We start from the raw sequence: 13,881 nt of genomic DNA, 5'->3' as shown, positions 1-13,881 counted from the left end.
AGTGGCCCTCCAGAACGCGGTTAACGCGCCCGCCTGCAGCGATCCGAACAGAAGCGCACATTTTCCCAATCTTTCGCCCACTTTTTGCGCCACGCAAACGGCTTTTCACATGCCGCGCATATTTTCGACGGCAGGTCTGATTTTTTGACCATCTTGGGCATTGCGAACTTCCATGTTTGAGCGCCTATTACATGCGTAACATTTTTATCGCAGTTTCCGCTATATTTTTACAAATGAAACTAACTATTTGCTGCGCAGCATTTCAAACGTTATCAGCCCAATACGCCTTTAGGCCGCTCAGAGGGATGCTGGGGGCAAATTAAGCGTTCATCCCCAATAAAAAAGGCCGGAAGCCTTACGAAAGTGATCAACAGGAGAGTGAATATGAAATTCGAAAATCATCTGCTGAAGGCTGCAATGCTGTCAACGATCAGCATTGTGTCGCTGAGCGCTGGCTCGGTAGCGTTCGCACAAGACACTGCGCCACAGGCAAGCGATGAAGTTGACGAAAATGTCATCATCGTAACCGCAACGAAGCGCGAACAGACACTTGAAGAAGTGCCAGTTGCCGTTTCGGTGACCTCGGCTGCTGCAATCGAACGCGCGCAAGTTCGCGACCTTAAGGATCTGCAGACACTCGTTCCTTCGCTCCGCGTCAGCCAGCTGCAAAGCTCGGCCAACACGAACTTCATCATTCGCGGTTTCGGCAATGGCGCCAACAACCCAGGCATCGAAGGCTCGGTTGGCGTGTTCATCGACGGTGTTTACCGTTCGCGTTCAGCTGCAGCGATCAGTGATCTTCCAAACCTGCAACGCGTCGAAGTGTTGCGCGGTCCACAATCGACCCTGTTCGGCAAAAACGCCTCGGCTGGCGTTATCTCGATTGTTACTGCAGCACCAAGCTATGAATTCGGCGGTTCGGCTGAAGTCAGCTATGGCAATCGTAACGCAATCGTAGCGAAGGCCGATATTACGGGCCCAATCTCTGACAATGTCGCTTTCAGCCTTGCTGGCGGCATCAACAAGGCGGACGGTTACGGCACCAACTTGGTTGACGGATCAAAAACAAGCGAGCGTAACCGCTGGTATGGCCGTGCACAATTGTTGATCGAGCCTTCGGACAGCTTCAAGCTGCGTTTCATCGGCGACTATGACAAGATTGACGAAGATTGCTGCTTCGTCGGCAATATCTTTGACGGCCCAACCGGCGCAGCCATTCGTGCTATCGGTGGTCGCGTAAATTCGGCTGGCATCTTCAGCTATAGCGAATATCAGAACTTTGCATCGGAAAACAAAATCACCAATGGTGGTGTCTCGATGCAGGCGGACTATGAAATGGGCGCGTTGAGCCTCACCTCAATCACCGCCTATCGTGAATCACGCGCAAAAACGAATGCGGACAGTGATTTCACCAGTGCAGATTTGATTGGTGCGAACCGCGGCGACGTGGATATCACCACAAAAACGCAGGAATTGCGTTTGGCATCGGATTTTGACGGTCCATTCAACTTCTTGCTTGGTGCCTATTATTTCAACGAAAGCATCAACAATAAGCAGGCACTGACGCTTGGTCGTGATTTCCGTAACTATGCAAACGCCTTAACTGCCGGTGCATATACCAGCAATGAGGCGCTCATCCGCGCCTTGGCAGGCGTCCCTTCGACAGCCGCGCCATTTGGTGGCCAAGGACAAGGTCGTTTCGAAGATTGGGATTACAAGAACAAAGCCTATTCCGTCTTCGGTACGGCTGATTTGGAACTGACAGACGGCCTCGTTCTGACGGGCGGTTTCAACTACACCAAGGACAAGAAGAACCTTGCGAGCAACACCACTATCACGGATGTGTTCTCAAGCATCGACTTGATCCAGGTTGCGGGTGCAGCGGGCGTCCCTGCCGTTCTTCCAGCTGGTGCAGTTGGCAATACCAGCACATTGTACCCACGCATCACGGCTTGCCCGAATACTAATGGCGCGCCAACTGTCTGTAACCCGTTCCTCGGCCTTCAGGCGCTGCAATTCTTGCCGCCATTCCTGAATATCCCGAATGCGGTAGAAAATGGCCGCACGAGCGATGGCAAGTTGACCTATTCGGTACGCTTGGCATGGGAAGCCACCGACAATATCAACCTGTACGCCAGCTATGGCACAGGATTTAAGGCAACGTCGTGGAACATGTCGATTGACTCGCGTCCGTTCGTTTCGGATTTCGTCGCGGGTTCACCTGCACAAGGCGCACCGATCACCGCGTCGCCAATTCGTACGGCAGGTCTTTCCTTGGTTAACCTCACCAGCGGAACGCGTTATGCGCTTCCTGAAGAGGCGACGGTTAAGGAACTGGGCTTGAAAGCGAAATGGGACAGCGTTGCATTCAACCTGACCGTTTTTGATCAGGCGATCAAAAACTTCCAGGGCAACAGCTTCATCGGTACGGGCTTTGTTTTGGCTAACGCGGGTAAGCAGTCTGTAAAGGGCATCGAATTTGACAGCAGTGTCAATCCGACCGACGCACTGCAATTGCGTGCTGCCTTTGTCTACCTCGATGCCAAGTATGACAGCTATGTTGGTTCGCAATTTGGTGACATCAGTGGCCAGTCGGTTGCTGGTATTCCAGAATTGTCGACAACATTGGGTGCAACCTACACAGCGGAATTGAACGACGGCAAAACGCTGATCCTGAACGCCGATTACCACAATGAATCGAATGTCGTTATCAACGAAAACCCAGCTTGGCGTCAGTATAAGCGCGAAGTTAATGACCTGAGTGCAGCGGTAACGTTGCGTTTGGATACTGGTATGCAGTTCTCGCTTTGGGGCCGCAACTTGACGAATGCGAAATATGTTTCCGTCAACTTCCCAAGTGTTGTGCAGTCGGGTTCGATTTCGGGCTATCCAAACACACCACGCACTTATGGTGCTTCGGTGAAGTACAAGTTCTAATATCCTGAGAACCTCAGGGCAGATTGAGCCGGGGCAGCAGTGCTGCTCCGGCTTTTTCTTTGCCTGCGGCAGATGCACGGCGCACAAAAGCCGACGACCGGCCAAACAGGCCGCGCGCTGGATAAATATAAAACACCTGGAAAATGGTGCCCGAGGGCGGATTTGAACCACCGACACGCGGATTTTCAATCCGCTGCTCTACCCCTGAGCTACTCGGGCTACACGGTAAAAACCGCGTGGGAGCGCAGCCTATAGAGAGACGATACGCCCCTTGGCAAGCGCAAAATCAGTCTATGTCGTCTCCGCCAAAACTATCTGCATAATCCGCCGGTGGACCAGGCACGCGATAGCCCTCATCCAGCCATTTCAGCAGATCGCGATCCTTGCATCCCTCACTGCAAAAAGGTTTGGTTTCAGGCTGTTGTGGCTTCCCACATAAAGGGCATTGATTAGCTTTGCGCGACATGCACATGCCCATAGCCTGTGGCATTTTCATCTGCAACAACCGCAATCCCTGCCCCCGCCAGACGCGCGCATTCGGTGCGCAGCGCCTGCCAGCGTTCGGACGACAACACATGCGCCACTGCGGGGCGGGCCGTTATCGTTCGGACCCCGAAACCCGATGACCGCGCCGCGCTGCGCAACAACCAATAGGCCTGCGTTTCATCGGACAAGGCGGCAATGCGGGTGCCAAACAGATGATCGAGCACAGAAGGCCGAGGACGCGCGCGTACGACTTGCATAAGGCCATAGCCATTGATCGCGGTGCGTTCGAAGGGACGGCTGTCATTTGCCGACGCCGCGTCAAAAATGTTCGCAATCTCCGCACGCTGGGATTTGGCTTCCATCGACACAAAATCGATCATGACCATCGCACCCACCTGATACAGGCGGAGCAGCCGCGCGATTTCCCCGGCAGCGACGCGGTTAATGGCAAAGGCGTCTCCAATACCGTCGACATCGAATACCAGCCCTGCCTTCGTGCGTTGAAAACTGATGATGACATCCCCAACCTGCGAATAGCCTGCAATGGCAGTATCAAAGACGTCATCGAGAGCTTGCTTAGCAGTGGAGCTGCCTAAAGCCGCCAGACGCTGTTCCCACAGACCATCTTTCGACAAAGCGTCTTCAGGCAAGCCATCGCGCAAGATAACCTCCGGCGGCTTGATCCGGCCAGGCTCGGCAATGGCTTCCCGCGTCACTTCAAACGCCACATGTGTGCCTTCGGCCGCGCCCATCTTGCTGCGCAGCAAAACTTCGCTGCCATCTTCGGTAATGATATAAGCGCCCGCCGGTGTACGCCGGTCGACACGGCCCATGCCGCATTCGCCAAGCACCCAATGTGCATCGCGCTGAATATGAATTTCGACTATTTGACCGTCTTCGACGTAGGCGGCGCGGCGTTCGCCGGGCGCATCGTCGCGCCAAAGTTCAGGCAAGCGTATAACCCGATGCGCGCAGCAACGTGCGCGTTTCATACAGCGGCAAGCCAACGACGCCCGAATGGCTGCCCGCCATCCAGTCAATCAACGCCTCTGCCCTGCCCTGAATGGCATAGCCACCGGCTTTGCCCAGCCCCTCGCCACACGCGATGTAGCTTTCGATTTCTTCGGACGACAAACGCTTGAAGCGGACGATGCTGTCGCAAAGGCGGCTGCGCATCCGTCCGTCCGCGTCAATCACGGCGACCGCGCTCAAAACATGATGGCGGCGGCCATTCAGCAGCTCCAGAAACCCGCGTTGCATATCGCCATCGGCCGCTTGCGGCAGGATACGGCGGCCGACTGCGACCGTGGTATCGCCCGCGATGACAATTTCACCGGTTGCGCGCGGAACAGCGACAGCCTTCTCCTCGGCCATGCGCAGCGCGTAAACGCGCGGCACCTCGCCCTTACGCGGCGTTTCGTCAATGTCCGGCGATGCTATGCGATCGGGCACGACGCCAAGCCGCGCAAGCAATTCGCGCCTGCGCGGGCTTGATGATGCCAATATGAGTGTGGGATTCAGACCCAAGGTCTGCCGCCCTTATTTAAAGCGGTAGGTGATCCGGCCTTTGGTCAGATCATAAGGGGTGAGTTCGCACAAAACCTCATCACCCACGAGAACGCGGATGCGGTTTTTGCGCATTTTTCCGGCGGTATGGCCCAAAACTTCATGGCCATTCTCCAGCTCGACACGGAACATCGCGTTAGGCAGCAGTTCACGTACTGTACCGCGCATTTCGAGTAATTCTTCTTTTGCCATTCGGCCCCTTAAATCGTCAAAAATCCAAACTTGCTGCGCCTTTAAACCACATGTTGGAAAAAGGGAAGCGCTACAGTATATTCACGTTATTGCGACAAAATGCTACAATGTTCAGCTATACGCAATGTTGTAATGCGTTATGAAACCCGTGCTTTAACAACATAAACTGAGTTTCTCCCCCCAATGAAAATTTTTCCGTTCAGCATCATCCTGCTTGCCACGACTGCCGTGCCTGCCATGGCGGCCGTTGATGTACAGGCCACCGGCAGCACTATTGCCATCGCGCAAGACGACGAAGACATGCCCGTTGACGAAGGCGCATCGGGTGAAATTGTCGTGACCGCAGAACGCATTCGCGGGTCAGTTGATACCGACGTTCCGCCCGTGGAGCAGCTGAACGAAGCCGATATTGCGTCCTTAGGCGCATCATCGTTGACCGATCTGGTCGCGGCGGTTGCACCGCAAGCCAATTCGGGGCGTGGCCGTGGCGGCGGCATGCCGATCATCTTGCTCAATGGTCAGCGCGTTTCCGGCTTTCGCGAATTGCGCGATCTGCCACCCGAAGCCATTCGGCAGGTCCAAATTTTCCCCGAAGAAGTTGCGTTGAAATATGGCTATCGCCCCGATCAACGCGTCATCAACTTCATATTGAAAGACAATTTTGCATCCTTCGCAACCGAGTTTGAACATGCACAGCCCGAAGCGGGCGGTTTTGGTAGCAATGAATTGGAAGCGACGCTGACGCGTATTGGCGCCAGCACGCGCTTCAACCTTGATGTGGAACTGGAACGCGCGACCGCATTGACCGAAAGCGAACGCGACCTGATTGCAACCAATGGTTCATTGTTGGCCCGTGGCGGTAATATCAGCGGCCTTGGCCTCAATGGCGTAATATCGCCATCGCTCAACGCTGCTGCAGGTGCGGCGGTCACACAGGCTGGCGTGCCGATTGGCATTGCCAACCCAACCTTGGCGCAATTTGCAGGCACCGCAAACCGGCTGAACGATAGCGACATCGGCGATGCCCGCACGCTGTTGCCACGGACCGAACGGCTAGAAGTCAATGGCACATGGAGCCGATCGCTTGGCCCACAGACGGGGCTGTCGTTCAATGCCAATTATGCGCTGAATGGCAGCGCATCATTACTTGGCTTGCCCGGAACCAGCTTCGTGTTGCCGGGCAACAGCCCCTTTTCCCCGTTCGGCCAAGATGTGACGCTCAGCCGCTATTTCGACACGCCCCGCCCGCTCGAGCGCGAGAGCGAAACGCATGTTTTCCAAACCGGTGGCACGTTCAATCATGTGCTGGGGCGATGGCGCTGGACGGTGACGGGGAATTACGCGCGCACCGACAATGAAACCCGCACCACGCGCAACGCAGACTACACCGCTTTGCGTGCGGGCGTCCTTGCGGGAACGGTGAACCCGTTTGCCGCGGGCTTTGGCGCGGATCTGTTGTTTCTGGCACCTGATCTGGCGAGCAGCCTGAACCAAAATCTGGATGTCCGCAGTACGTTGGCCGGTTCCGTGCTCACCCTGCCCGCTGGCGAGGTGCAGACAACATTGGCCTCCGGTTTCACACGCCAGATGCTCGACAGCGAAACATGGCGGTCGGGTGTCACCACAAATGTTGCCCTGCGCCGCAATATCATAAACCAATCGGTTAACGCCGAACTACCCATCACAGGCCGCGATTTCGGCATTGGTTCAACCATCGGCGAATGGTCGATCAACGGCAATGTCGGGTTCAGCGACCTGTCGGACTTTGGCAAACTTGTTGAATATGGCGCAGGTTTGCGTTGGGCCCCTGCCCGCAACCTGACATTTCAGGCGTCCATTACCGGTGATGAAAATGCGTCCGGCATTGGCCAGCTCGGCAACCCCACCTTAGTCACGCCAAATGTCGCGACCTATGACTTTACCCGCGGGGAAAGCCTGTTCATCAATGTCACAACCGGCGGCAATCCGGCGTTGATTGGTGAAAAGCGCCGCGATCTGATCCTGAACGCCAACTGGACCCCGACCTTCATTAAGGATTTCGCGCTTCAGGCGAGCTATTTCCGGAACAACAGCCGCAATACAACCGCGTCTTTTCCATTGCTGACCCCCGAAATTGAGGCTGCGTTCGCAAGCCGCGTCGTGCGTGACGTAAATGGTCGCCTAGTGAGCGTGGACCAGCGGCCGGTGAATTATGACCGTGAAACGTCGCAACGCATTCGCTGGGGCTTTAACATGTCCGGAAATATCGGCGCAGCCCCGCCAATGCGCGGGCCCTTTGGCGGCCCTCCTGGCGCGGGCGCTCCCCGTGGCTCCGGTGGCGCACCCGGCGCGGCTGCCCCCGCTGGCGTGCCGCGTGGACCACGTGCCGGTGGCGGCTTTGGCGGTGGTGGCTTTGGCGGTGGCGGCGGCCAGCCAAGCCGCTGGAACATCGCCTTGTACCACACATATCGCATTCAGGAGGAAGTCCTGATCCGTCCGGGCGTTCCGGTGCTCGATTTGCTCAATGGGTCGGCCACCAACAGCAATGGTGGCGCGTCACGGCATGAGGTCGAGCTTTCGGGCGGTATGTTCCACAAGGGCTTTGGTTTGCGCCTGCAGGGCACGTACAAGAGCGGCACGGCCGCCAATGGCACCGGACTGCCCGGCAGCAATGATCTGCGCTTCAGCGATCTTGCAGCGGTCAACGCCTTCCTGTTCATCAACCTCGACCAACAGGCGCGCGTTGTGAACGCAATGCCCTTCTTGAAGGGCAGCCGCGTGACATTCCGTGTCGAAAACATCCTGAACGACATTGTCGATGTGCGTGACCAGAACGGCAATGTGCCGCTGGGCTATCAGCCAGGATATATCGACCCGCGCGGCCGTGTGTTTGAACTGAGCTTTAGAAAGCGGTTTTAACTGCCGCGTTCAGCCCACGCGTAATTTGCGCATTCGCAGGCATCACGCCCTATACCGCCAGCGATATGCCTTCAATAGTGACAAGGTTAGGTGGCGCCCCCTCCTAAAGAAAAACCCCGCCGAAATCGCTTCCGGCGGGGCTTTTTAAACCGTTAATGCGGTTAAGTTTTACATGGCACCATGGGCCAATGCCGCCAACAGAAGCAAGGCCACGATGTTCGTGATCTTGATCATTGGGTTTACGGCTGGACCAGCGGTGTCCTTATAAGGGTCACCAACGGTATCACCGGTAACGGCTGCCTTATGGGCCTCCGAACCTTTGCCGCCATGGTTGCCGTCTTCGATATATTTCTTGGCATTGTCCCATGCGCCGCCGCCCGAGGTCATCGAGATAGCAACGAACAGTCCGCCCACAATCACACCAAGCAGGAGCGCGCCGAGAGCCGCAAAGCCCTCTGCCTGACCTGCAACAGCAGAGATGATGAAATATACCGCAATTGGCGTCAGTACTGGCAGCAACGAAGGAATAATCATTTCCTTGATTGCGGCCTTGGTAACGAGGTCAACTGTACGGGCATAATTTGGCTTGGACTTGAAGGTCATGATGCCTGGGTCGTTCGCGAACTGGTCACGCACGTCCTTCACCACTTCACCCGCAGCACGGCCAACCGCTGTCATGCCCATCGCACCGAACAGGTACGGCAGAAGCGCGCCGAGCAAGAGCCCGACGATGACATAGGGGTTTTCAAGGCTGAAATTCACCTGAAGATCGGGGAAATATTCCCGTAGGTCGGCGGTGTAGCATGCGAACAGCACAAGTGCGGCAAGACCAGCCGAACCAATGGCATAGCCCTTGGTCACAGCCTTTGTGGTGTTCCCAACGGCGTCGAGTGCATCGGTCTTTTCACGCACCGATTCATCAAGGCCAGCCATTTCGGCAATACCACCGGCATTGTCGGTAACTGGACCGTATGCATCAAGCGCCACAACCATACCGGCCAATGCCAACATGGCCGTTGCGGCAAAGGCAATGCCGATAACGCCAGCAAGCTGATACGCGATGATGATACCCGCGCAGATCACAATCGTTGGCATCGCGGTGGATTCAAGGCTGATTGCCAGACCTTGAATAACGTTGGTGCCGTGACCCGTTTCGGATGCCTTCGCAATCGAACGGACCGGACGGTAATTGGTGCCGGTATAATATTCGGTGATCCAGATGATCAGGCCAGTGATAACCAGACCAAGGAACGAGCAATAGAACAATGTCCGGCCGGTGAACCCGCCAACATCCGTTTCCATGCCGCCAAGCGCATGGCTGATTGCCCACCAGATCGCAGGAACCGAAAGCACTGCTGTTACAAGGAAGCCCTTGTACATTGCGCCCATGATGTTCGTGCCGCCACCAAGACGGACGAAATAGGTTCCGATGATCGACGTGATAACACACACGCCGCCAATCAACAGCGGCAAGCTCATGAGGTTCATGAACAATCCAGTGTCGGTGACGCCCTGCACCAGCAGCGCGATCAAAACCATCGTTGCACCAACGGTGACGACATAGGTTTCGAACAAGTCAGCCGCCATACCAGCGCAATCGCCTACGTTGTCGCCAACGTTATCGGCGATAACCGCAGGGTTGCGTGGATCGTCTTCGGGAATTCCAGCCTCAACCTTACCAACAAGGTCAGCGCCGACGTCAGCGGCCTTGGTAAAGATACCGCCGCCCAAACGTGCGAAGATCGAAATCAGCGACGCGCCGAATGCCAATGCGACCAGCGCATCGATTACGGGGCGGCTGTTCGGTGCCATCATCGCGACATCGGTCAGATACCAAAAGAAGCCAGCAATCGCGAGCAAGGCAAGGCCAGCCACGAGCATGCCGGTAATCGCCCCTGCGCGGAATGCCATGGTCAGACCAGCCTGAAGCCCGGTCTGCGCCGCAGCGGCCGTGCGGACGTTTGCACGGACCGAGATGTTCATCCCGATATAACCCGCAACGCCCGAAAGCACCGCACCGAGGACGAAGCCAACGGTTGGAATGACGCCAAGGAAAACCGCCACAAGCACCGCAACAGCAACGCCGACGATGGCGATGGTCCGATATTGGCGGCCAAGATAGGCTTTTGCGCCTTCCTGAATAGCCGCGGCGATTTCCTGCATTTTTTCATTGCCAGCCGAGGCGCTCAGCACCTGGCGGCTGGTTACAATACCGTACACGACGGCAAGCAACCCGCATATTATTGCAATAATTGTCAGAGACATGAAATTATCTCTCCCCTCCTGTTTATAAAAACAACTCCTGTTGCCATTCTCCTCCCGAGAACTGCAAGCCGTAGGGGTATAAGGCGGCATCGTCAGACTTAGCAACCCTTAAACGCCGCCAGTTCCGCCGCTTCGGTCAATGGTGTTGATAACCCAGTGTAGGCGGCAATTTCACCAGTTCATCGCCGTTGCGCAATGTCAGGCCCCCACCCGCAATCACACGTCCCACCGCGGTTGCGTCGACATTTAAGCGGGCGTCCGCCGGCGCGCAGAACAGCAGTTCATAATCATCGCCCCAGCTTGCCGCCTGCATTCGGCTTTCGAGGCTGTCCGTGCGGTAGCTGACATAAGCAGGCGACAATGGAATGCACGCGAGGTCGATTTCGATGCCAAGCCTGCTGGCGGTCGCCATGCGCTCTGCATCGATCAAAAGCCCGTCGGATATGTCCATCATCGCGTGGACAAATGGCGCAAGCTTCTGTCCTTCGGCCAAGCGCGCCTGTGGCCGGTTGAATGCGTCGGCAAGCGGGCCCACCTCATCAAAGCCAGCATCGATCAGCTCAAACCCGGCCAGTGCGTCACCCAATGTTCCGGTCACGTACAGTATGTCGCCGACCTGCGCGCCCGCGCGTGAAGGCACCGGGCGATTGGCCGCAATACCAAGCGCGGTTAACCCAAGCGCGCGTTTGTCGCCACGGTTGGAAACCGTATCCCCACCAAGCAAAGCAACGCCATAATGGCCAAGCACCTTTTCCAGACCGGCGGCAAACGCCCTGTCCCAATCATCATCACCAAGCATGAAGCCCAGCAGCACGCCAATGGGCGAAGCACCCTTCGCCGCGAGGTCGGAAAGGTTCGAGGCGACCAGTTTCCACGCGACATCGGCGGGATTTGCATTGGATTTGAAATGCACATCTTCGGCCATCATATCGTGCGTGATGATCAGGCAGCTGTCGCCGATTTCCACTACCGCAGCGTCATCCAGAAGCCCGCGCGCCGCAGGGTCTTTCGCGAAACCACGCAATATATTGATGAAAGCGGATTCGGTGGTCATGCTGCAACTTTAGCCGATGTGTGCGCTATCCTGAAACATGTTCAGGACGAAAGGACATTCAATTACGGACATCTTTCGCAACTGCGTCCAGCAAACCGTTGACGAACTTCGCATCTTTCTTGTCGAAAAAGGCGTGCGCGACGTCGAGATATTCGTCGATCACCGTCGCCGTTGGGACATCAGGCCGCGCAATCAATTCATACGTACCGCAGCGCAATAGCTGAAGCATGGTCTTGTCCAGACGCCCCATCTTCCATTGTTCGCCAAGCTTTGCGTCAACGAGCAGGTCAATTTCTTCGCGGCGGGCATCAACGCCAGATACAACGTCGTCAAAAAAGTCGGCATCGGCGTCCGCATATTGTGCGTCTTCGATTTCCTGCCCCAAACGATGGGCATGAAATTCATTCAAAAGGCGCGCAATGCCGATGTTTTCCATATCCATTTGGTACAGCGCCTGCACCGACGCGAGACGCGCTGCCGAACGGGATTTAGACTTCGCACTTGCGTTATTGGCACTCATAATCTTTTCCTGACACTCGCCGCATGGGCGGGTAAACCTTCGGCATCGGCAAGCGTTGCCGCTGCTGGGCCTATAGCATTGATGGCGGCTTTATCGAGCGCGATAAAACTGGTGCGCTTCATGAAATCGAGAACCGAGAGGCCCGACGCAAATCGCGCGCGGCGTCCCGTTGGCAACACATGGTTGGGCCCGGCAACATAATCGCCAATGGCCTCTGGCGTCATACGCCCTAAGAAAACCGAACCTGCGTGCCGCACCAGATCGAAAAGCCGTTCGGCGCGGTCATCATCCACGGCAAGCTCCAAATGCTCACCCGCCAAGCGGTTGACCAGTGGCATCGCGCCTTCCAGATCGTCGACCAGCACAATCGCACCGAAATCATCCCAGCTCTGCCGCGCGACGGCGCCGGTTGCGAGTGATGCAATCTGGGCATCAACGGCTTTTGCGACTGCGTCGGCAAAACCGGCATCATCGGTGAACAAAATCGACTGGCTGGTCGGGTCATGCTCGGCTTGGCTCAAAAGGTCCGCGGCAATCCATTCGGGATCATTCTTCGCATCTGCAACCACCAATATTTCGGATGGGCCAGCAACCATATCAATGCCGACCACACCATATAGCTGACGCTTGGCTTCGGCGACCCATGCATTGCCGGGGCCAGTGATGACATCAACGGCGCGAATACGCTCCGTACCATAAGCGAGCGCCGCAATCGCCTGCGCGCCGCCGACGCGCCAGATTTCGTCGACACCAGCCAGATAGGCCGCCGCCATAACGGCTTGGTTTGTCTCGCCGCCAGGCGTTGGCGTGACCATGACAATGCGCTCCACCCCTGCAACCTTCGCAGGAATGGCATTCATCAGCACCGACGATGGATAGGCGGCACGGCCACCGGGTACATAGACCCCCGCCGCATCGACCGCTGACCAACGCGCGCCCAAACGGACATTGTCGGCATCGCGATAGTCCCGGTTTTCGGGCAATTGCGCCTTATGATAGGCCTCTATCCGCTTTGCCGCGAGCGTCAACGCATCGCGCAGATCCGGCGCAAGGGCCTCATAGGCCGCCTTGCACTGGGCGGCATCGATTTGCCAACCCGCCGCATTCAGGTCAAAGCCGTCAAAACGCTGGGTCATTTCGGCCAAAGTCACATCGCCGCGCGCACGGACATCGCGGATGGTTTGCGTGACGACGCTGGAGACATCGGCATCCGCCTCACGCCGGCCATTTACCAGCGCATCAAATGCGTCAGCAAAGCCCGCCTCAGATGCGTTAAGCCGCTGCACGTGCGCCCGACAATTCGCGGAACGCCTGCACCAATGCAGGAATAGTGCCGCTCATCATTTTAAAGGCCGCACGATTGACGATCAGCCGCGCCGAAACGTGCGAGATGATCGCCGTTTCGACCAAACCATTTTCGGCGAGCGTCTTGCCCGACGACACGAGATCGACAATGCGTCCGGAAAGGCCAAGCGACGGCGCCAACTCCATCGCACCGTTCAGCTTGACGCATTCCGCCTGAATGCCGCGCGCATGATAATAGCGCGCGGTGGTCGCCGGATATTTGGTTGCGACGCGGATATGCCCAGCCTGAACATCATCAACGGCGTCCCGCGGCATCGCGACCGAAATGCGGCAGCGGCCAATGCCAAGATCAACGGGTGCGTAAAGCTCCGAATAATCAAATTCATCGATCACGTCGGACCCGACAATGCCAATATGCGCCGCGCCATGGGCTACAAAGGTCGCAACATCAAAAGCGCGCACACGAATGATGCTGATCGCGGGATTGTTGGTCGCAAAAAGCAACGCGCGGCTGCTCTCGTCAAAGAACGCAGGCTCAGGCTCAATACCCGCCGCTTGCATAAGCGGCAAAGCCTCGTCGAGAATCCGTCCCTTGGGGATTGCAAAGATGATGCGTTCAGTCACAATGCCCGCGCTTTAGGGGCCGCGCGCAGAAAGG

General features: G+C 56.6%; 12 protein-coding genes and 1 tRNA gene. 2 read left to right on the top strand and 11 right to left on the bottom strand.

The features are described 5' to 3' along the window. Positions 1–20 precede the first annotated feature (20 nt). Entirely contained in the window at positions 21–161 is a 141-nt protein-coding gene (locus GGR91_RS03895) for a DUF2256 domain-containing protein (RefSeq protein WP_183940238.1), read from the bottom strand. 223 nt (positions 162–384) lie between these two features. On the opposite strand from GGR91_RS03895, the gene GGR91_RS03890 reads away from it, so the two are divergent. Continuing rightward, positions 385–2,937, top strand: a complete 2,553-nt coding sequence (locus tag GGR91_RS03890; RefSeq protein ID WP_183940236.1) for a TonB-dependent receptor — start codon at positions 385–387, stop codon at positions 2,935–2,937. A 144-nt stretch (positions 2,938–3,081) separates the two neighbouring features. Here the strand turns inward: GGR91_RS03890 and GGR91_RS03885 are convergent. From GGR91_RS03885 to infA, 5 genes are all read right to left on the bottom strand, one after another. After that, a tRNA-Phe gene (locus GGR91_RS03885) sits at positions 3,082–3,156 on the bottom strand. A 67-nt stretch (positions 3,157–3,223) separates the two neighbouring features. Beyond that, positions 3,224–3,403: a DNA gyrase inhibitor YacG gene (locus tag GGR91_RS03880; protein ID WP_183940234.1), complete on the bottom strand. Its 180-nt coding sequence runs from the start codon at positions 3,401–3,403 to the stop codon at positions 3,224–3,226. Continuing rightward, positions 3,387–4,376, bottom strand: coding sequence for a ribonuclease E/G (locus GGR91_RS03875; protein ID WP_183940232.1), 990 nt, complete (start codon positions 4,374–4,376; stop codon positions 3,387–3,389). The genes GGR91_RS03880 and GGR91_RS03875 overlap by 17 nt, the downstream gene beginning before the upstream one ends. Continuing rightward, entirely contained in the window at positions 4,369–4,944 is a 576-nt protein-coding gene (locus tag GGR91_RS03870) for a Maf family protein (RefSeq protein ID WP_183941541.1), read from the bottom strand. The genes GGR91_RS03875 and GGR91_RS03870 overlap by 8 nt, the downstream gene beginning before the upstream one ends. Positions 4,945–4,962: 18 nt before the next feature. Next, positions 4,963–5,181: a translation initiation factor IF-1 gene (gene infA / locus GGR91_RS03865; RefSeq protein WP_125230427.1), complete on the bottom strand. Its 219-nt coding sequence runs from the start codon at positions 5,179–5,181 to the stop codon at positions 4,963–4,965. 183 nt (positions 5,182–5,364) lie between these two features. Here infA and GGR91_RS03860 point away from each other — a divergent pair, with 183 nt between their 5' ends. Next, the gene (locus tag GGR91_RS03860) at positions 5,365–8,079 is read left to right on the top strand and encodes a porin family protein (protein WP_183940230.1); all 2,715 of its coding nucleotides are present in this window, start codon (positions 5,365–5,367) and stop codon (positions 8,077–8,079) included. 168 nt (positions 8,080–8,247) lie between these two features. On the opposite strand, the gene GGR91_RS03855 is transcribed toward GGR91_RS03860, so the two are convergent. The 5 genes from GGR91_RS03855 to hisG all read right to left on the bottom strand — a co-directional run bounded on the left by GGR91_RS03855 (position 8,248) and on the right by hisG (position 13,847). Then, on the bottom strand, positions 8,248–10,344 hold the full coding sequence (locus GGR91_RS03855) for a sodium-translocating pyrophosphatase (protein WP_183940228.1): 2,097 nt from the start codon (positions 10,342–10,344) through the stop codon (positions 8,248–8,250). Between the two features lie 136 nt (positions 10,345–10,480). After that, positions 10,481–11,398 carry a thiamine-phosphate kinase gene (gene thiL, locus GGR91_RS03850; protein WP_183940225.1) on the bottom strand — a complete coding sequence of 306 codons (918 nt, stop codon included), beginning with the start codon at positions 11,396–11,398 and terminating at the stop codon, positions 10,481–10,483. A gap of 58 nt (positions 11,399–11,456) precedes the next feature. Next, on the bottom strand, positions 11,457–11,918 hold the full coding sequence (gene nusB / locus GGR91_RS03845) for a transcription antitermination factor NusB (protein WP_183940223.1): 462 nt from the start codon (positions 11,916–11,918) through the stop codon (positions 11,457–11,459). Further along, entirely contained in the window at positions 11,915–13,204 is a 1,290-nt protein-coding gene (gene hisD, locus GGR91_RS03840; RefSeq protein WP_183940221.1) for a histidinol dehydrogenase, read from the bottom strand. Before hisD ends, nusB begins: the two co-directional genes overlap by 4 nt. After that, entirely contained in the window at positions 13,191–13,847 is a 657-nt protein-coding gene (gene hisG / locus GGR91_RS03835; protein ID WP_183940219.1) for an ATP phosphoribosyltransferase, read from the bottom strand. Before hisG ends, hisD begins: the two co-directional genes overlap by 14 nt. Positions 13,848–13,881 lie beyond the last annotated feature (34 nt).

Source organism: Sphingorhabdus rigui (assembly GCF_014196595.1).
GTDB lineage: Bacteria > Pseudomonadota > Alphaproteobacteria > Sphingomonadales > Sphingomonadaceae > Sphingorhabdus_B > Sphingorhabdus_B rigui.
This window is presented reverse-complemented; position numbering and strand designations above follow the sequence as displayed.